The following is a 17,597-nucleotide window of genomic DNA, read 5'->3' as shown; positions in this document are numbered from 1 at the left end:
TCAAACCGCTCACTACGATTTTAAGGGTGCCCTTATAGAAAAGCGGTATTGCTGTAAATTGATTTTTGACGGGAAATAAGAGCAAAAAACAGGTTAACTCCACGAGGAGGGCTCGATGAACTGGAAAAGAGTATTTGCGGTCTGGTTTCTGATTGCCGCGGCGGAGTCGGTGCATGGAACGCTTCGAAGGCTCTTTCTTGTGCCCCGGATTGGTGAGCTGCTCTCCCACCAGATCGGGGTTGTGGTCGGCTCCGCCATCATCTTTACCATTACCTGGCTCACTATCCGCTGGTTCGGTCCCGGTTCGCACCGGGAGCAGCTTCAGGTTGGTGCGCTCTGGGTGGTGCTTACACTCATCTTCGAATTCACACTCGGCTACTTTTTCGGCTACACCTTCGAGCGTATCCTCGCCGATTACAACATCCCCCAGGGTGGGCTGATGGTTTTCGGTGTGCTTTTCATGTTCATCGCGCCGGTAATGGCTGCACGGGCGCGGGGGTTGATTGAGTAGGTGGTGCTGAAGGGTTTGTTTTTTTGAAAAGGGAGGAGGATATATGAAGAGCATTATTAAATATACAGATGAGACGATTGGTGAATTAAAGGTGGTTAAAGACTTTCTGCCTTCACCTGAACAATTGATCCTGAAGGATGAGAACGTCAAGATTACTATCGCACTGAAAAAATCAAGTGTGGAGTTCTTCAAGAGTGAGGCAAAGAAACACCATACCTCCTACCAAGGGATGATAAGAGAACTCATAGACTGGTACGCAGTCCAGAACACCAAAAGCACATCATAATCTTGTTGATAAGGCGTAGCCTTATGGCTACATTAAGACTATGATTGAAATCCGGAAAACCAGTCATTTCGCCAAGTGGATCGACAGCCTGCAAGATATCCGGGCACGTGCACGCATTCAGGCAAGAATTGAGAGACTTGCTTTGGGTAATCCCGGGGATGTCAAGCCAGTCGGTGAAGGGATTTCGGAGATGCGAATTGATCATGGTCCCGGTTATCGGGTTTATTATACACAGCAAGGCCGATCAGTGATCATTTTGCTGGCTGGTGGCGATAAAAGTACGCAAGCCAGAGATATAAAAACGGCACGTTATCTGGCTGAAAATTTATAGGAGTTCCCTATGGCAAAAACCGTGACGACAAAATATGATGTATCCGAGCACCTTCGTACTCCGGAGGAGATGGCTGCTTATCTGGAGATGTGCATGGAAGAGGCAAACGGTGATACAGCGTTTATTGCGAAGGCATTGGGGGATATCGCACGGGCAAAAGGTATGACACAGGTGGCGCGGGATGCGGGTTTGTCTCGGGAGAGTCTCTACAAGGCTCTTTCAGGTGAACGCAGTCCGGGATTTGATACCATTCTTAAAGTAATACGTGCCCTCGGTTTGAAATTGCATGCCGAAGCCGCACCCGCACAAAATTAACCTCCCAATAAAAGCAATTCATAGGGAATGATGATTTTCCTGAATTTTCTTATGGGCAGGGTTATAAATCGTCGTGAGCGGTTTGAGTGCAAGGCGGACGGAGCGCAGAAACCGGAATGTACACGGAGTACATGAGGATTTTGAGCACCGCCCAACGAAGCAATCGAATCGCGCAACAGATTTATAGCCCTGCCCCTCCTAATACCATCCCCTTAACTTCATCGCCTCGGCAACCCGTCCGATGGCGACGATGTATGCCGCGAGGCGGTTGTGTACCTTGTATTGCTGTGCTGTTTTGTGCACGCTCTTGAAGGCGGTTTTCATCTTTTTTTCGAGGCGGGTGTGCACCTCATCCTCTTCCCAGTAGTAGCCGCTGGCGTTCTGCACCATTTCGAAGTATGAAACAGTGACTCCACCGGCGTTGCAGAGCAGGTCGGGGATGATGTGGATCCCTTTATTATATAATATAGCATCGGCCGCCGGGGTGGTGGGGCCGTTAGCCAGTTCGGCTACAATTTTTGCCCGGATATTCGATGCGTTGGTTTCGGTTATCACAGCTTCAAGTGCAGCAGGAAAGAGTACAGCCACATCAAGCTCAAGCAGCTTTTCATTGGAGATTGCTGAGGCTTCCGCAAAACCGCTGACGGAGCCGGTTTTCTCCTTATGCTTCCGGAGTGCTTCATAATCAAGCCCCCCGGGGTTATAAATTCCCCCTTTCGTATCGGAAACCGCGACCACCTTCATCTCTGAGAGTTTAACGGCAAGCCTGTGGGCATTGGCACCGGCATTTCCGTAACCCTGTATGGCGGCTGAGGCTCCGGCGAGCTTCAAGCCGAGAGCATCGGCAGCTTCTCGAACACAGTAGATGCCTCCTCTTGCGGTAGCGTCACTCCGTCCGGCAGAGCCTCCAAGCGCAAGGGGTTTTCCGGTGATAACTCCGAATTCGTTGTTTCCCTTCATGAAGGCGTACTCGTCAGCCATCCATGCCATGATTTGCGGTGTTGTGTAGACGTCCGGGGCAGGAATGTCTTTATCCGGGCCAAGGATTCTGCCAATCTGGCGGATCCAGGCGCGTGAGAGTCGCTCAAGCTCTCCCTCCGACATGGTTTTCGGATTGCAGATCACACCGCCCTTGCCGCCTCCGAGCGGAATGTCGAGCAGGGCTGTTTTCCAGGTCATCCCGGCAGCAAGGGCTCTTATGGTATCGATGGTCTCGTCAGGGTGAAAGCGGATACCGCCCTTGTTCGGCCCCCTCGCATCGTTATGCTGTACCCGGAAGCCGCGAAAGACATGGGTATTGCCGTTGTCCATTCTGACCGGTAAAGCAACATGCAGCTCCCGCATCGGCCAGCGGAGAAGTTCGTGCGCAACCGGATCAAGCCTTAATATCGCGGAAGCTTCATCAAGCTTATTTTGAGCGGTTTTAAACGGGTCGGGCATAGGGAAGCGAATAGACCTGTTACGCAATCGTGACGGTGCCTCTGTAGACAATCTTTGCCGGGCCGGTAAGGTAGACCTCCTGCATCGCTTCGTCGAAGCGGACTCCAAGGATGTCGCCGCTTTTTACCGTTACCCTGATGTTGCAGCTCTCCACCTTGCCCAGCTTGCGGCTCATGAGTGCGGCGGCTACAGCTCCGGTTCCGCAGGCGAGGGTTTCATCCTCAACCCCGCGCTCAAAGGTGCGAATCGAAAGAGAGTCGGGAGAGGTAATCTCGATAAAGTTGACATTGGTGCCTCCGGGGAACTCGTCGGTTCTGTGCCTGATGGTTCGGCCTGTTCCTGTGACACTCGCGTTTTCGAGGTCTGACGTATATATAATAATATGCGGAGAGCCGGTATTGACCGAGTGGCAGGTTAGCCCTTCAAGTTCAATGCCGGTTCTGAAGCTTTCGGGTGCGAGCATTCGGAGCTGAACGGTTTCAGGCCCGGTCACAACGGCGTCATAGCGATTGCCGTTGGCTTCAAAGGAGCAACTGCTATCCGACGTAAAGGTGACTCCGATGGTGTGGGCGAAATAGGCCGCGCACCGCCCGCCGTTGCCGCACATTGAGCCCAAAAGGCCGTCGGAATTGTAGTACTTCATGCTGAAGTCATAGTGCGCTGAAGGCTCAATGAGAATAAGCCCGTCGGCACCTATACCGGTTCTCCGGGTACAGAGATCCCTTATCTGAAGGGTAGCAAGATGTATTGAAAGAGAGCGGTTGTCGATAACAATAAAGTCATTGCCTGCTCCCGAGAGTTTGCTGAAGGTGATTTCCATGATTCAGTGTAATGTTCCCCGAGCTCTTCTTCCGGGCTCATTCAGATAGTTTCAAGGGCAAAAAAGCGTTCCGGGAAGAGCTTTCATGCTGTATAATAAAACAATAGCGCCTTATTGCGCCGCCAAAAAATTTATTATTAAAAATTTTTTCTTATTTTATTTGCTAAAACGTGAGGTAAATTATTTGGTGAATCGCCTCGCTGTTGCAGGTTTTAACATGGATATTTCCAGAAGTCTGATATAGATTTTACGTGCAGAGCGTTACGATACATGCAGAAAGCCGGATGGTTCAGGTGATCACTCAAGGGCCACATGGCATTAGTCTGACAGTATCGCAAGAGTTTTCTTTCGGTTTCTTCAACCTGAATATGTCCAAACAAAGGAGAGAATACAATGGCTGAACAAGTGAATCCGGCCGGAGTCAAGCCAAAGGGCACAGTCCCACCTCCCAAGGGGAATGCTCCTTCTCCAAAGGGGAACGGCGCTCCGGGCGCTCCATCCGTTATCAAGGAGCAGGATGCTTCGAAAATGAGAAGATTTCTGTTCCAGCGAACAGAGACCCGTACCACCAAGTGGTATCAGATTTTTGATACCGACAAGGTTGATGATGAGCAGGTAGTTGGTGCTCACCTTGCCCTGCTTGGCGTGCTGGGTTTTCTCATGGCCATCTACTATGTGGCCGGTATCCAGGTTTTCCCATGGGGAGCTCCGGGTTTTCATGACAGCTGGTTCTATCTGACCATCAAACCTCGAATGGTCTCTCTCGGTATTGATACCTACAGCACCAAAACCGACGATCTTGCCTTTGCAGGTCAGAACCTTCTCGGCTGGGCTGCGTATCACCTGTTGGCCGGTTCCGTTCTGATTTTTGGTGGATGGCGTCACTGGACCCACAACCTCACCAATCCGTTTACCGGTCGTGCAGGTAACTTCCGCGACTTCCGCTTCCTCGGCAAGTTCGGCGATGTAGTCTTCAGCGGTACCAGCGCCAAGTCCTACAAGGATGCGCTCGGGCCTCATGCGGTATACATGTCGCTGCTCTTCCTCGGCTGGGGTCTTGTGATGTGGTTTATTCTTGGCTTTGCTCCGATTCCTGATTTCCAGACGATCAATGCCGAGACCTTCATGTCGTTTATCTTTGCGGTAATCTTTTTCTCTCTTGGTATCTACTGGTGGAACAACCCTCCGAATGCAGCTACCCATCTGAATGATGATATGAAGGCGGCATTCTCGGTACACCTTACCGCCATGGGCTATATCAGCATCGCCTGCGGCTGTATCGCGTTCGTTGCTTTCCAGCAGCCTTCCTTTGCTGCATACTACGCACACCTGAATACCCTTGCATTCTATCTCTACGGCGAGCCTTTCAACAGGGTGAGCTACAACTTTGTTCAGGAGGGCGGCAGAATCATCTCCGGCTCGAAAGAGTTTGTTGATTTCCCTGCCTATGCAATTCTTCCAAAGAACGGCTCCACATTCGGTATGGCAAGAACCGTGATCAACCTGATCACATTCAACCATATCATCTGCGGTGTGCTCTATGTCTTTGCCGGTGTCTATCATGGTGGTCAGTATCTTCTTAAAATCCAGCTTAACGGCCTCTACAGCCAGATCAAGTCTGTCTTTGTCGCCAAGGGTCGTGACCAGGAGGTCCAGGTCAAGATTCTCGGAACAGTCATGGCGCTCTGTTTTTCAACCATGCTCTCCGTTTATGCTGTGATTGTATGGAACACTATCTGTGAGCTGAACCTTTTCGGTACGAACATTCTCATGTCGTTCTACTGGCTGAAACCGCTTCCGATTTTCCAGTGGATGTTCACCGATCCAAGTATCAATGACTGGGTTATGGTTCACGTTATTGTGGCCGGTTCACTCTTCTCACTGATTGCACTTGTCCGTATTGCATTCTTCTCGCACACCTCTCCACTGTGGGATGATCTTGGTCTCAAGAAGAACTCCTACTCCTTCCCCTGCCTTGGTCCGGTCTACGGCGGTACCTGCGGTGTATCGATCCAGGATCAGCTCTGGTTTGCCATGTTGTGGGGAATCAAGGGCCTTTCTGCAGTCTGCTGGTATATCGACGGAGCCTGGATTGCTTCCATGATGTATGGTGTTCCTGCGGCTGACGCAAAGGCATGGGACTCTGTTGCCGGACTTGCCCATCACTATTCAGCAGGTATCTTCTACTACTTCTGGACAGAGACGGTCAACATCTTCTCAAGCTCGCATCTTTCGACGATTCTGATGATCGGTCACCTTGTCTGGTTTATCAGCTTTGCCGTATGGTTTGAAGATCGCGGTTCCCGTCTTGAAGGTGCTGATATCCAGACCAGAACTATCCGCTGGCTTGGAAAGAAGTTCCTCAACCGTGATGTTGCGTTCCGCTTCCCGGTACTGACGATTTCAGACTCGAAGATGGCAGGTACGTTCCTCTATTTCGGCGGTGTATTCATTCTTGTCTTCCTGTTTATCGGAAACGGATTCTATCAGACTGACTCTCCTCTGCCTCCGCAGGTAACTGATGCTACAGTCTCAGGTCAGGTTCTTCTGACACAGGTTGTTGACTATCTGATGAAACTGATCGCCTGAGAAACTCTCAGAACCTGAGCGGTTATACTGCTCAGGCTCTGTTTATTGCTACTAAAGTCTATTCTGTAATTTAAGAGGAGGGTTTTTATGGCCGATCCTGTACAACAGCCAGATATATCGTCAGTACCTGCCTCAAAGGCCAAACCGGTTCCGCCGAAAGTGGCAGCTCCGGCGGCCAAGCAGGCTGAGGCAAAACCAAAGGCTCCTGCGCCGAAGCAGGTTGGAAAGCCAAGGCTTGAACCGCTTAATGTCAATCTCGGAAGAACCGGTATTGCTTCGGAATCTCTTCAGCCGATAAAGAAGGCAGCAGCGAAACCGGCTCCGGGAGCAGCACCGGCTGCAACGGGTGCTAAACCTGCACCGGGAGCAAAGCCTGCGGCACCGGCAGCAAAAGGCGCACCGGCCGTTCCGGGAGCCAAACCGGTACCAGGCGCAAAACCTCCGGCACCAGCAGCAAAAGGTGCTCCTGCTGCACCGGGAGCCAAACCCGCAGCGCCTGCCGCACCAGCGGCTAAAGCTGCACCGGCTGCACCAGCAGCAAAAGCAGCGCCCTCGGCCGGACCGAGGGCAAAGTCCCATTATTTTATTATCGAGAACCTCTGTGTTGGCTGCGGACTTTGTGTTGACAAGTGTCCGCCAAAAGTGAAGGCTATCGGCTACAAGTTTTATGGTGATGTTCAGGAGGGAGGATACCGGGCTTATATTGATCAGGATGCCTGTATCTCCTGCTCCGCCTGTTTCTCATCGGATGAGTGTCCTGCAGCGGCATTGATTGAAATTCTTCCGGATGGTGAAATACTTGACTATAAATTCACCCCGCCGGAGCGGCTTGATTTCGATCTGCGCTTCCTTCACCGTTTTCACAGGGAACCAGGGTAGAAGAGTAGTGAACTTCTTCTCTTCTCACCGTAGTTTTATAAAAGCATTGCTTCACCGGAGCAATGCTTTTTTTTTCGAATATCACCTTCTCTCATGCAGGATACTTATTCCTTACAGCCGGAACAATCCGGAAGTTTACATACGGACGATGCTGTAACGCAGAACAGTGTACTGGTCATCATTCCAACCTACAATGAGGCTGAAAATATTGGCAGGCTGCTGAACGATCTGGAACGGCTTTACCCCTCAACTGTCGAGATGCTGGTGATTGATGACAACTCTCCTGACGGAACAAGGGATATTGTGCGATCACTGCAAACCGTGATTCCACGTCTGCACATGATCACACGGGAACGAAAACTGGGGCTTGGTACGGCTTACCTTACCGGTTTCCGTTACGCCCTTGAGCACAACTACCGGTATGTTGTTGAAATGGATGCAGACTATTCACACGATCCGGTGATGATCCGGGAACTGCTTTCTGCGATGACGGGTGCTGATCTGGTTGTCGGCTCCCGCTACATGAATAATACGGTCAATGTTGTCAACTGGCCGCTTGGCCGCCTCATCCTTTCAAAACTTGCCAGTATCTATACGCGCATGATAACCGGATTGCCGGTCGCTGATCCGACCAGTGGATTCAAATGTTTCTCTGCAGCAGTATTGCGTTCGCTTGATCTTGACCGGATAAATTCCCAGGGCTACTCGTTTCAGATCGAGATGAATTTCAGAGTATGGAAAAAAGGGTTCACCATACGGGAGGTGCCTATTGTCTTTGTTGACCGCACCGTCGGGAAATCAAAAATGACCAAACAGAATATCCGTGAAGCTATCCGGATAGTCTGGTTGCTGAAGATAAAGTCAATATTCGGCCTCCTGTAGGGGCTGAACTGTGCGTCATGGGGATTTCTCACCAGCTGCGCAGGATTCGAAATGACAAAAAAGAAGGGGCAGTTCCGACCTTCCGGACTGCCCCTCCGGGGATTCTTTTATGCCCCTTTATCGGCGATAATCTTCAGTGCGATATCGGGCGGTGCCTCCTCATAATGGCTGAAGCTGTAGGTATATCTTGCCCGGCTCTGGGTCAGGCGAGTAAGCGCATGATGGAACGGAGTCAGTGCTGCCTGGGGAATAAGAGCCCGGATGATCTGCATCCTGACATCAGCCTCCATACCGAGTATTTTCCCACGCTTGCTGGAAATATCACCGACAATTTCACCGGTGTACTGATCCGGAGCATAGACGGTCAGGGAGTAGAGCGGCTCAAGCAGGAAGGGTTTGGCCTTTTCGAAAGAGGCCTTGAATGCCATACTTGCTGCAATTTTAAAGGCAAACTCTGAACTGTCAACCGGGTGAAAAGAGCCGTCATAGGCCACTGCTTTAAGATCAACCACCGGATAGCCGGCAAGGATACCGTGCTCAATGGCTTCATGCAGTCCTTTTTCAACAGCAGGGAGGTAGCGTGTAGGCACAACACCACCGACCACTTCGCTTGCAAAGCTGAATCCCGAGTCACGCACTACCGGTTCCAGACGAACCCAGACATCACCATACTGCCCTCTGCCGCCGGACTGCTTTTTATACTTCCCCTGGGCTGAGGAGGGAACACGAATGGTCTCACGGTAAGGGATCTTGATGGGGGAGATATCAACCTTGACATTGAATTTTGCCTGAAGGCGGCTGATGATGGTTTCAAGGTGGGTTTCACCAAGGGTTTTCAGTATGGTCTGGTTAAACTCAACATCATGATCAATGGCAAAACTCGGATCCTCCTCATGCAGATGGTGCAGGCCGGATGAGATTTTGTCTTCATCACCCTGGGTGAGCGGGATGATGGCCGTGGCCAGTACCGGTACCGGAAACTTGATCGGACTGATCCTGCAGAGCGTTCCTTTGTCGGCAAGGGTATCATTGGTGTGGGCATCCTTGAGCTTGACAACCATACCGATATCTCCGGCGAGGAGCTTGTCAACGGGGATTTTTTTCTGGCCGAGCATGGTGTATACCTGCCCCGGTTTTTCAATCTGTCCGGTCTGAACATCAATCAGTTCATGTCCGGTTTCAAGATGTCCCGAATAGACCCGCAGAAAGGAGATCTCTCCGATACGGGGTTCCGACATGGTTTTGAAAATAAATGCAACGGTGGGGCCGTTCGGGTCCGGCTGCAGAAGATTCTCTTTCTCATCGACCGTACAGATAGTGTGTTCAGGTCCGCGTTCAATCGGTGAGGGGCAGAGGTTGACGATTGCGTTCAGGAGGCGTTCCGAACCGATAAGATGGAGCGGTGAGGTGCAGAAAACAGGGAAAAAGGTTCTGGTCAGCAGAGCCGATTTGATTCCTGAGCGCAGCTCCTCCTCGGTAAGGTTTCCGACTTCGAAAAACCGGTTCATCAGCTCTTCGTCGGTTTCTGCAACCGCTTCAACAAGCTCCTGATGCATCTCTTCGGCACGCTTCAGATAGAGGTCCGGAATCTCGGAGATAGTCATGCTGCCGGGTTTATCCGGACTGAACTCTATCTGCTTCATCATCAGGACATCGATAAGGGTATGATGTCCGATACCCTCTTCGGCGGGAAATTGAATGGGTGTGACAAGGTGGCCGAAATGATCCCGAAGCTCCTGCACCGTATTGTTAAAGCTGGTTCTTTCGGCATTGAGTTTTGTCAGGATGAACATGACCGGTTTATAGTACTCACCGGTATAATCCCAGATGATATCCGTGCCGACTTCAACGCCGGTTGCGGCATTGACGGTCATGAGTACGGTATCGGCCACCCGCATGGCGGACTTGACATCACCGTGAAAGTCAAGCAGACCGGGTGTATCGATAATGTTTATTTTCTGCTCGTTCCAGAACCCGTGAATGAGGGAGGTGTTCAGACTGTGTTGGCGCTCGATTTCATCATTTGAGTAATCCGAGAGCGTGTTTCCGTCTTCAATACTTCCGAGGCGATTTATTACTCCCATGGAGAGAGCAAGTGATTCGCAAAGCATGGTCTTGCCGCTTCCGGTATGACCAGTAATAACAATGTTTCTCAATTGATCCGGCTGTACTGCATGCATGGCAGAACTCCTTTGTTGAATTAATGATGACCTCTCCGGTCGGTGTTCGATAAATGCGGTGCGGAATCATTTTGTGAAATGAAAACCGCCCGAGAAGTAATTAACAAAAAAAAGTACTATTTGCTGCCGGGTGAACAATGAAATGGTTGAGAAAAAAGGATATATTTTCAATTCATGGCTGAACCATAATCACCGTTCAGCTCCGGCCTATGCAGTACGCTCATAACAACAATAAATATATTTCGTTATGCCAATTATCAGGAAGATTCTTGCTCGTCAGATCCTTGATTCAAGGGGAAATCCAACGGTTGAAGTTGATGTCTATACCGAAACCTCCTTCGGCCGGGCCGCTGTACCCAGCGGCGCTTCTACCGGTATCCATGAAGCTGTCGAACTCCGGGACGGCGATGCGGACATCTATCTTGGAAAAGGGGTACTCAAGGCTGTTGACAATGTCAATACCGTTATCAATGATGCGCTTGAGGGAATGCTTGTGACCGAGCAGGAGGAGATTGATCAAGCGTTGCTTGCTCTTGACGGTACGCCGAACAAGGCGAAACTTGGAGCAAATGCCCTGCTTGGTGTTTCACTTGCCTGTGCCAGGGCCGGTGCAGAGTACACCGGACTTCCGCTTTACCGCTACATAGGCGGAACGATGGCCAACACGCTTCCCGTTCCGATGATGAATGTGCTGAACGGTGGAGCACATGCTGATAATACGGTTGATTTTCAGGAGTTCATGATCATGCCGGCAGGCTTCGACACCTTCTCTGACGCGCTGCGTTGCGGTGCTGAAATATTTCACGCGCTCAAGGCTCTGCTGAAAAGCAAGGGTTTGAGTACCGCTGTCGGTGATGAGGGCGGTTTTGCTCCGAACCTCCGCTCAAATGAAGAGGCCATTGAACTGGTTATTGAGGCTATCGGCAAAGCCGGTTATAAGGCAGGTTCTCCGACCGACAAGGGCGGGCTCGGCGAAGCACAGGTTATGATTGCCCTTGATCCTGCAAGTTCCGAATTTTACGATTCCGCAAAGAAGCGCTATGTCTTCAAGAAATCATCCAAACGGGAGCTGACCTCACAGGAGATGGCGGAGTACTGGGAGAAGTGGGCCAGTGACTACCCGATTATCTCCATTGAGGATGGTATGGCTGAAGATGACTGGGAGGGTTGGAAGATGCTGACCGACAAGATCGGTTCACGCGTACAGCTTGTCGGCGACGATCTCTTTGTGACCAACAGCAAACGGCTTGCTGATGGTATTGAGCGCGGTGTAGCCAACTCCATCCTGATCAAGGTCAACCAGATCGGGACACTTACCGAGACCCTTCAGGCTATTGATCTTGCAAAATCCAATGGTTACACCTCAGTCATCAGTCATCGAAGCGGTGAAACCGAGGACAGCACGATTGCCCAGATTGCTGTAGCGACCAATGCCGGCCAGATCAAGACCGGCAGCATGTCCCGTTCGGACCGTATGGCAAAGTATAATGAGCTGCTTCGCATTGAAGAGGAGCTTGGTGATCAGGCCCGTTATCCCGGAAAGAGAGCCTTCAGAGTCTGAATAGTGTGCAGGGAACCCTTTTGCTGAAAGGGTTCCCTGCATTTATACCGGTGTCCGTTTTTTTACCTCTGCACTACCCGGCCAACCATAGCGTTTTGTGACTTGAAGAAGATATTTAACACCATATGGGAGCAAATCCTTCTGAACCCGAAAAAGTATTTTTTCAGGGTGGCGTTTGCTTTTATTGTGATCTGGTTTCTTTTTGATGACTTTGGTGTTGTGAAAAGAGTCCGCATGGAGGTGGAGCATCGCCAGCTTGAGGAACGGCTGAAAGTTGAGCAGAAGAGAATCATCGCCAATGAGCTTCGCATCCAGCATGCTCACGATCCTGACAGTATTGAGGCCGCAGCAAGGGAGAAATATAATTTCCGTAAACCGGGTGAAACCCTCTTTATCATTACCGATAAATAGTTCTTCATCCAAGCGTTCTACCATTCAATGTATCAGTATCGTCGCCGTTTAACCAGGGAAGTCCCTTTTGGAGCCCTGGTACTGGGAGGCTATCAGCCTGTCAGGGTAGAGTCCATGACCAATACACATACCATGGATACCGTGGCAACTGTTGCCCAGTGCCGAAGGCTTTATGAAGCCGGGTGCGAGATTATCCGTCTTACCGTTCCTACCGAAAAGGACGCTGAAAATCTCAGGAACATTCGGGATCAACTCCGTCGTGACGGTATTGCTACGCCGCTTGTTGCCGATATTCACTTTTCGGCAAAAGCTGCGCTTAAAGCGGTTGAATTTGTGGAAAATATTCGCGTCAATCCCGGTAACTATGCTACACGCCAGAAGTTCTCAAGCGATGAGTATTCGGAAGAGGAGTACCTCCAGGAGATTGAACATGTCCGTACCGAATTTACTCCCCTTGTAGAGAAAGCCCGTCAATTCGGTGTATCAATGAGAATCGGTACCAACCACGGGTCGTTGTCCGACCGTATTGTCAGCCGGTTCGGGAACTCACCGGAGGGGATGGTTGAAGCCGCTCTGGAGTTTGCAAGGATCTGTGAAGATCTCGGCTATTACGATATCCTCTTTTCGATGAAAGCCTCAAACGTCCGGGTGATGATTCAGGCTTACCGGCTTCTGGTTGAGAAGGCGGACGGGGAGCTTAAACATGCCTATCCGCTTCATCTCGGTGTCACCGAGGCCGGGGATGGTGATGAGGGCCGGGTCAAGTCGGCTATGGGTATCGGAGCGCTTCTTGAGGATGGTCTTGGTGATACCATCCGGGTCTCTTTGACTGAGGATCCGGTTAACGAAGTTCCTGTCGGTTTTGCGATCGTGAAAAAGTATAACGATTTCCAGCTTGTCAAGGGTGACAGGGGTCATATTCCCATAGGTCAGGTTGTTGAAAACCGTAATAGCCATAACCCTTCCCAGGAGAAGCCTCCGTTCTCGCCATTCAGCTATCAGCGTCGTCTCTCTCGCAAGGTTGAACTTGCAGGGATGAGGGTTGGGGGTGATGAGACGGTGCGAGTGGAAACAGCGCTCCACACCCCGCTCTCTAAAATGGACGAGGTTTATGCGGAGGCGCTCAAAAGGCTTGCACCCGAAAAACCGCAGGATGCAATCCGTTCGGAGCTGGTCTCTGTACGTGTGGAGAGCAGTGAGGATCTTGACCATCTTGAGCAGCTTCAGGCAAGACTCGGGGATCATGCCCGTTTTGTTGCTGCTTCAACGGGTGATCACTCCCTTTTTGTTCGTCTGCTTGATAGAGTTTCAAAAGCAAGGTTTGATATTGTTGAGGGTGAACGGCTTGATAAAGAGCTTCTCAGCCATCTTAAGGGTGAGCGCCTTGCCGCTGTTGAGCTCTGTTTTCTTCATGAACAGGCGACATCCTCAGCCCCCGCCGGGGTTCTTCTGCATCTTGCTGAACAACTGCACCGGGAGCGGTGTGAACGGCTCTTTTTTTCCGTACAGTCAAACGATGCGCTCTTTGCCACCCGGCGTCTTGTTCAGGCATTCAACAGCCGTTCACTGGACTATCCGATCATTGTTCGTTACAGGGAGAGTGCTGCGGAACGGCTTGACTCGCTGATCAGCAGTTCCGTTCAGACCGGGACGCTCTTTTGTGACGGTATCGGTGATATGCTCGCACTCCAAACCGGGCTCTCTGTGGATGACGAGGTCAATCTTGCCTTCAATATCCTTCAGGGTGCAAGAGTCAGAATGTCCAAAACCGAATTCATCTCCTGTCCCGGCTGCGGCAGAACCTACTTTGAGCTTGAACAGGCAACGGCCTCCATAAAAAAGAGAATGGCTCATCTCAAGGGGTTGAAGATCGGCATCATGGGTTGTATTGTCAATGGCCCCGGAGAGATGGCCGATGCTGATTTCGGATATGTCGGAGCCGGGAAAAACCGCATCAATCTCTATGTAGGACGAGAGTGTGTCGATGAAAATATTTCAGAGAAGATCGCCGTCGACCGCCTCATCGAGCTGGTCAAAGAACGAGGAAAATGGGTTGATCCGGTATAACGGAGCGCCATGGCTATGCCGCCCTATAATCCCTTTGCTGCGGATTGTTCCCTGCGTTATGTGCTGATTACCGGTGCATCCATGGGTATAGGAGCGCTCTTTGCCCGTGAATTTGCCAAAAGAGGCCGAAATCTTGTGCTTGTCGCCCGTTCAGCCGACGCCATGCATATGCTGGCTGAAGAACTTCGCCGGAGTTGCGGTATCAGGGTTGAGGTCTATCCTGCCGATCTGCGTGACCCCGGGAGCCCCGAACGAATCCTTGAGTTTTGCCACCTCCGCCATACCGAGGTCGATCTGCTCATTAATTGTGCCGGGCTTTCGCGTGCCGGTGATTTCAGTGACATCCCGGAGGAAAAGCTGGATGAGATCGTAATGGTCAATATGCTGACGCTGGCGAAACTCACCAGGCTCTTTCTGCCCGATATGGTGCAGAGAAAACAGGGCGCAATTATGAATATTGCCTCACTGGCCGGATTTCAGGGAGTTCCGGGTCTCGGACTCTATTCTGCGACGAAGTCATTTATTATAACCCTCTCCGAAGCGCTTCATGCTGAGCTGAAAAAGAGTGGAATCAGTGTTACCGCGGTTTGTCCGGGCTTCACTGATACCGATATTTTTGAACATTCCGGTCATAACCGGACGCAGATACGTTTGCCGGTTTACAAGCCGGAAGTTGTTGTTGAAGCGGCAATTAAAGGCTTGATGAAAAACAGGAGGCTTGTCTATCCCACCCTGCTTGACAAGGTTCTGGTCTACTCCCAGAGGGTCGCTTCCAGAGGGATGGCGATAGGGCTTGCAGGTTTTTTTGCAGGGATAAGGAGTGATAGATAAATTATTCCTTTTTTCTTTGTATAATTAAAATCGCTCAGTATATTACCTGCCCTGTTTTTTGAAAGAGCTGCTGGTGTAGCTCAATTGGTAGAGCAGCTGATTTGTAATCAGCAGGTTGCGGGTTCGAGTCCCATCACCAGCTCTGGATTATCGGGTAGGTAGCGAAGTGGTTAAACGCAACAGACTGTAAATCTGTCGACTATGTCTTCGGAGGTTCGAATCCTCCCCTACCCACACTCTTTTTTCGTGTGTTATGCTGATGTAGCTCAGTCGGTAGAGCACTTCCTTGGTAAGGAAGAGGTCATCGGTTCAAGTCCGATCATCAGCTCAGGTTCTTGGGGTTTTGTTGGATACGTCAGTAGCTTAATTGGTAGAGCAGCGGTCTCCAAAACCGCAGGTTGGGGGTTCGATTCCCTCCTGACGTGCATGAAGAGAGGTATATCACTGTAGTTTATTCCGGATTCTTATTCATGAGTAATTATATCGGTAAAGCGGGTCAGTATTATCGCGATGTGATCAATGAGATGCGGAAGGTTGTCTGGCCGGGCAAGGAAGAGATAAAGGATTTGACGATTGTCGTGCTGACGGTTTCAGGTATACTTGCCTTGTTTACGTTTCTTGTCGACTGGGTCATAAATTTCGTTATGGGAAAGTTATTGTAAGAAACAGAGTTAAGGTGAATTGATGAGCGCAAGAAAAAAGGAAGTCGATATTCAGGGTGTTCCGGTTGCACGCTGGTATGCACTCAGGATTTATTCTGGCCATGAGCGCAAGGTGAAAGAGGGCATAGATGCTGAGGTGGCTCGCTGTAATCTTGCCGACAAGATTCTACAGGTCTATGTTCCCTATGAGCGCTTTGTGGAGGTCAAGAACGGTAAAAAAAGAAGTCTTACCAAGAACGCCTTTCCGGGTTATGTGCTTATTGAAGCTGTGCTTGACAAGCAGACAAGAAATCTGATTCTCGATATTCCTTCCGTGATGGGTTTTCTGGGTGTGGATGATAATCCGATCCCGCTCCGTCCTGATGAGGTCGAAAAGATTCTGGAGCCGGAGAATACTATTGAGCACCGCTCGGTTATTGAGTCGCCGTTCAAGGTTGGTGATTCTGTCAAGGTTATAGACGGTCCGTTCAGTTCGCTGACCGGGGTTGTCCATGAGGTATGCACCGAGAGGATGAAGGTTAAGGTTATGATAAGTTTCTTTGGTCGCAGCACGCCCACAGAGCTTGATTTTTCACAGGTTAAGTCAGTTTCCCAATAATAGGGCTTAAGTAATTTAAGCTTCTGAATAGAAATAGATTATGGCAAAAAAGGTAATCGGATTTATCAAGCTTCAGATCCCCGCTGGTGCAGCAAATCCCGCTCCTCCTGTAGGTCCCGCACTTGGTCAGAAGGGTGTCAATATCATGGAGTTTTGCAAGCAGTTCAATGCAAAGACCCAGTCTGAATCGGGAATGATCATTCCTGTGGTGATTACGGTGTATTCTGACAAGTCGTTCACGTTTATCACCAAAACCCCGCCGGCTGCTGTTCTGCTTCTTAAAGAGGCGCAGCTGAAAAAGGGTTCCGGCGAGCCGAACCGCAACAAGGTTGGAACGGTATCGCGTGAGCAGGTTCGCAGAATAGCCGAGCTGAAGTTGCCCGATCTCAATGCGGTTGATCTCAGAGGTGCCGAGGAGATGATTGCCGGTACAGCAAGAAGTATGGGAATCGTTGTCGAGGGTTGATTATTTTCAGGTTCAAGGTTGTGGGAGGCCCTCAAAAGCCGCTTTTTTTACCACTTTTCAAGAGATAAACAATGGCTGGAAAAAAATACAGGAATGCAGCATTGAAGGTTGATCGTCTCCAGGAGTACGATCTCGGTGATGCTGTGGAGAAGGTAAAGGAGATTACCGATTCGAAGTTCAATGCGACTATCGATATCGCGGTAAAGCTCGGGGTTGATCCCCGTCATGCTGATCAGGTTGTTCGCGGTACGGTTATGCTTCCGCACGGAACCGGTAAAACGGTTTCAGTTCTGGTTGTCTGCAAAGAGGCCAAGGTTGAGGAGGCAAAAGAGGCCGGAGCTGACATGGTCGGGTTTGAGGAGTATATCGAGAAAATCCAGGAAGGGTGGACCGGTGTTGATGTGATTATTGCCACTCCCGATGTTATGGGTCAGCTTGGCAAGGTAGCCAAAATTCTTGGACCACGCGGTTTGATGCCGAATCCCAAGTCCGGAACCGTCACCATGGATGTGGCCAAGGCGGTCAGGGATGTCAAGGCTGGTAAAATCGAATTCAGGGTTGATAAAGCCGGAAATGTTCATGCTCCGGTCGGAAAGGTCTCTTTCGGTTCTGATGAGCTGGTAGTCAATATCAACAGTTTCCTTCGTGAAATTGTTCGCCTGAAGCCATCGGCAGCCAAGGGCCAGTATGTCCAGGGCATTGCGCTTTCAAGCACCATGTCCCCGAGCGTGAAGGTTAAAAAGGAAAAATTTGTCGCCTAATAAAAAC

Annotated in this window: 18 protein-coding genes and 4 tRNA genes; 19 read left to right on the top strand and 3 right to left on the bottom strand. The window is 50.4% G+C overall.

Features of this window, described 5'->3' with window-relative positions; translation table 11 throughout:
• Nucleotides 1–115: 115 nt before the first annotated feature.
• The 4 genes from BOO20_RS01600 to BOO20_RS01585 are packed head-to-tail and all read left to right on the top strand — an operon-like array spanning nt 116 to nt 1,443.
• On the top strand, nt 116–511 hold the full coding sequence (locus BOO20_RS01600; RefSeq protein ID WP_076789765.1) for a hypothetical protein: 396 nt from the start codon (nt 116–118) through the stop codon (nt 509–511).
• 43 nt (nt 512–554) lie between these two features.
• Nucleotides 555–797 carry a CopG family transcriptional regulator gene (locus BOO20_RS01595; protein ID WP_076789762.1) on the top strand — a complete coding sequence of 81 codons (243 nt, stop codon included), beginning with the start codon at nt 555–557 and terminating at the stop codon, nt 795–797.
• A gap of 40 nt (nt 798–837) precedes the next feature.
• Nucleotides 838–1,128: a type II toxin-antitoxin system RelE/ParE family toxin gene (locus tag BOO20_RS01590; protein ID WP_076789759.1), complete on the top strand. Its 291-nt coding sequence runs from the start codon at nt 838–840 to the stop codon at nt 1,126–1,128.
• A gap of 9 nt (nt 1,129–1,137) precedes the next feature.
• Nucleotides 1,138–1,443: an addiction module antidote protein gene (locus BOO20_RS01585; RefSeq protein ID WP_144277097.1), complete on the top strand. Its 306-nt coding sequence runs from the start codon at nt 1,138–1,140 to the stop codon at nt 1,441–1,443.
• 198 nt (nt 1,444–1,641) lie between these two features.
• Here the strand turns inward: BOO20_RS01585 and BOO20_RS01580 are convergent, their stop codons facing one another.
• A complete protein-coding gene (locus BOO20_RS01580) occupies nt 1,642–2,883 on the bottom strand; it encodes a Glu/Leu/Phe/Val dehydrogenase (RefSeq protein ID WP_076789756.1) in 1,242 nt (413 codons plus the stop codon).
• Between the two features lie 19 nt (nt 2,884–2,902).
• Nucleotides 2,903–3,703, bottom strand: coding sequence for a diaminopimelate epimerase (gene dapF, locus BOO20_RS01575; RefSeq protein WP_076789753.1), 801 nt, complete (start codon nt 3,701–3,703; stop codon nt 2,903–2,905).
• A 393-nt stretch (nt 3,704–4,096) separates the two neighbouring features.
• Between dapF and BOO20_RS01570 the strand changes: the two genes are divergently transcribed.
• From BOO20_RS01570 to BOO20_RS01560, 3 genes are all read left to right on the top strand, one after another.
• The gene (locus BOO20_RS01570) at nt 4,097–6,292 is read left to right on the top strand and encodes a photosystem I reaction center subunit IX (protein WP_076789750.1); all 2,196 of its coding nucleotides are present in this window, start codon (nt 4,097–4,099) and stop codon (nt 6,290–6,292) included.
• Between the two features lie 87 nt (nt 6,293–6,379).
• On the top strand, nt 6,380–7,171 hold the full coding sequence (locus tag BOO20_RS01565) for a 4Fe-4S dicluster domain-containing protein (RefSeq protein ID WP_076789748.1): 792 nt from the start codon (nt 6,380–6,382) through the stop codon (nt 7,169–7,171).
• Nucleotides 7,172–7,264: 93 nt separating this feature from the next.
• Entirely contained in the window at nt 7,265–8,053 is a 789-nt protein-coding gene (locus BOO20_RS01560) for a polyprenol monophosphomannose synthase (protein ID WP_076789745.1), read from the top strand.
• A gap of 107 nt (nt 8,054–8,160) precedes the next feature.
• Here the strand turns inward: BOO20_RS01560 and BOO20_RS01555 are convergent, their stop codons facing one another.
• Nucleotides 8,161–10,233: an elongation factor G gene (locus BOO20_RS01555; RefSeq protein ID WP_076789743.1), complete on the bottom strand. Its 2,073-nt coding sequence runs from the start codon at nt 10,231–10,233 to the stop codon at nt 8,161–8,163.
• A 247-nt stretch (nt 10,234–10,480) separates the two neighbouring features.
• Between BOO20_RS01555 and eno the strand changes: the two genes are divergently transcribed.
• From eno to rplA, 12 genes are all read left to right on the top strand, one after another.
• Nucleotides 10,481–11,794, top strand: coding sequence for a phosphopyruvate hydratase (gene eno / locus BOO20_RS01550; RefSeq protein WP_076789740.1), 1,314 nt, complete (start codon nt 10,481–10,483; stop codon nt 11,792–11,794).
• A 102-nt stretch (nt 11,795–11,896) separates the two neighbouring features.
• On the top strand, nt 11,897–12,205 hold the full coding sequence (locus BOO20_RS01545; RefSeq protein WP_233120848.1) for a septum formation initiator family protein: 309 nt from the start codon (nt 11,897–11,899) through the stop codon (nt 12,203–12,205).
• A 27-nt stretch (nt 12,206–12,232) separates the two neighbouring features.
• Nucleotides 12,233–14,272 (top strand): (E)-4-hydroxy-3-methylbut-2-enyl-diphosphate synthase, encoded by a 2,040-nt coding sequence (gene ispG, locus BOO20_RS01540; RefSeq protein ID WP_076789737.1) that lies wholly within the window; start codon nt 12,233–12,235, stop codon nt 14,270–14,272.
• A gap of 9 nt (nt 14,273–14,281) precedes the next feature.
• Nucleotides 14,282–15,103: an SDR family oxidoreductase gene (locus BOO20_RS01535; protein ID WP_076789735.1), complete on the top strand. Its 822-nt coding sequence runs from the start codon at nt 14,282–14,284 to the stop codon at nt 15,101–15,103.
• A 69-nt stretch (nt 15,104–15,172) separates the two neighbouring features.
• Nucleotides 15,173–15,245: transfer RNA gene (locus BOO20_RS01530), tRNA-Thr, on the top strand.
• Between the two features lie 10 nt (nt 15,246–15,255).
• Nucleotides 15,256–15,337 (top strand) — tRNA-Tyr (locus BOO20_RS01525).
• 21 nt (nt 15,338–15,358) lie between these two features.
• Nucleotides 15,359–15,431 (top strand) — tRNA-Thr (locus BOO20_RS01520).
• A gap of 24 nt (nt 15,432–15,455) precedes the next feature.
• Nucleotides 15,456–15,528, top strand: a tRNA-Trp gene (locus BOO20_RS01515).
• A 45-nt stretch (nt 15,529–15,573) separates the two neighbouring features.
• Nucleotides 15,574–15,765: a preprotein translocase subunit SecE gene (gene secE / locus BOO20_RS01510; protein WP_006367345.1), complete on the top strand. Its 192-nt coding sequence runs from the start codon at nt 15,574–15,576 to the stop codon at nt 15,763–15,765.
• A gap of 22 nt (nt 15,766–15,787) precedes the next feature.
• Complete coding sequence (nusG, locus tag BOO20_RS01505; RefSeq protein ID WP_076789732.1) at nt 15,788–16,363, top strand: transcription termination/antitermination protein NusG; 576 nt, start codon at nt 15,788–15,790, stop codon at nt 16,361–16,363.
• Nucleotides 16,364–16,403: 40 nt separating this feature from the next.
• The gene (rplK, locus tag BOO20_RS01500) at nt 16,404–16,829 is read left to right on the top strand and encodes a 50S ribosomal protein L11 (protein ID WP_076789729.1); all 426 of its coding nucleotides are present in this window, start codon (nt 16,404–16,406) and stop codon (nt 16,827–16,829) included.
• 71 nt (nt 16,830–16,900) lie between these two features.
• The gene (gene rplA, locus BOO20_RS01495) at nt 16,901–17,590 is read left to right on the top strand and encodes a 50S ribosomal protein L1 (RefSeq protein WP_076789726.1); all 690 of its coding nucleotides are present in this window, start codon (nt 16,901–16,903) and stop codon (nt 17,588–17,590) included.
• Nucleotides 17,591–17,597: the final 7 nt, after the last annotated feature.

Origin of the sequence: Chlorobium sp. KB01 (assembly GCF_001975465.1) — a bacterium.
Taxonomy (GTDB): Bacteria; Bacteroidota; Chlorobiia; order Chlorobiales; family Chlorobiaceae; genus Chlorobium.
This window is presented reverse-complemented; position numbering and strand designations above follow the sequence as displayed.

What these genes read in the sequence shown, in the direction of transcription:
- BOO20_RS01600 (WP_076789765.1), top strand. Translation starts at nt 116, where the DNA reads ATGAACTGGAAAAGAGTATTTGCGGTCTGGTTTCTGATTGCCGCGGCG.
- BOO20_RS01595 (WP_076789762.1), top strand. Translation starts at nt 555, where the DNA reads ATGAAGAGCATTATTAAATATACAGATGAGACGATTGGTGAATTAAAG.
- BOO20_RS01590 (WP_076789759.1), top strand. Translation starts at nt 838, where the DNA reads ATGATTGAAATCCGGAAAACCAGTCATTTCGCCAAGTGGATCGACAGC.
- BOO20_RS01585 (WP_144277097.1), top strand. Translation starts at nt 1,138, where the DNA reads ATGGCAAAAACCGTGACGACAAAATATGATGTATCCGAGCACCTTCGT.
- BOO20_RS01580 (WP_076789756.1), bottom strand. Translation starts at nt 2,883, where the DNA reads ATGCCCGACCCGTTTAAAACCGCTCAAAATAAGCTTGATGAAGCTTCC.
- dapF (WP_076789753.1), bottom strand. Translation starts at nt 3,703, where the DNA reads ATGGAAATCACCTTCAGCAAACTCTCGGGAGCAGGCAATGACTTTATT.
- BOO20_RS01570 (WP_076789750.1), top strand. Translation starts at nt 4,097, where the DNA reads ATGGCTGAACAAGTGAATCCGGCCGGAGTCAAGCCAAAGGGCACAGTC.
- BOO20_RS01565 (WP_076789748.1), top strand. Translation starts at nt 6,380, where the DNA reads ATGGCCGATCCTGTACAACAGCCAGATATATCGTCAGTACCTGCCTCA.
- BOO20_RS01560 (WP_076789745.1), top strand. Translation starts at nt 7,265, where the DNA reads ATGCAGGATACTTATTCCTTACAGCCGGAACAATCCGGAAGTTTACAT.
- BOO20_RS01555 (WP_076789743.1), bottom strand. Translation starts at nt 10,233, where the DNA reads ATGCATGCAGTACAGCCGGATCAATTGAGAAACATTGTTATTACTGGT.
- eno (WP_076789740.1), top strand. Translation starts at nt 10,481, where the DNA reads ATGCCAATTATCAGGAAGATTCTTGCTCGTCAGATCCTTGATTCAAGG.
- ispG (WP_076789737.1), top strand. Translation starts at nt 12,233, where the DNA reads ATGTATCAGTATCGTCGCCGTTTAACCAGGGAAGTCCCTTTTGGAGCC.
- BOO20_RS01535 (WP_076789735.1), top strand. Translation starts at nt 14,282, where the DNA reads ATGGCTATGCCGCCCTATAATCCCTTTGCTGCGGATTGTTCCCTGCGT.
- secE (WP_006367345.1), top strand. Translation starts at nt 15,574, where the DNA reads ATGAGTAATTATATCGGTAAAGCGGGTCAGTATTATCGCGATGTGATC.
- nusG (WP_076789732.1), top strand. Translation starts at nt 15,788, where the DNA reads ATGAGCGCAAGAAAAAAGGAAGTCGATATTCAGGGTGTTCCGGTTGCA.
- rplK (WP_076789729.1), top strand. Translation starts at nt 16,404, where the DNA reads ATGGCAAAAAAGGTAATCGGATTTATCAAGCTTCAGATCCCCGCTGGT.
- rplA (WP_076789726.1), top strand. Translation starts at nt 16,901, where the DNA reads ATGGCTGGAAAAAAATACAGGAATGCAGCATTGAAGGTTGATCGTCTC.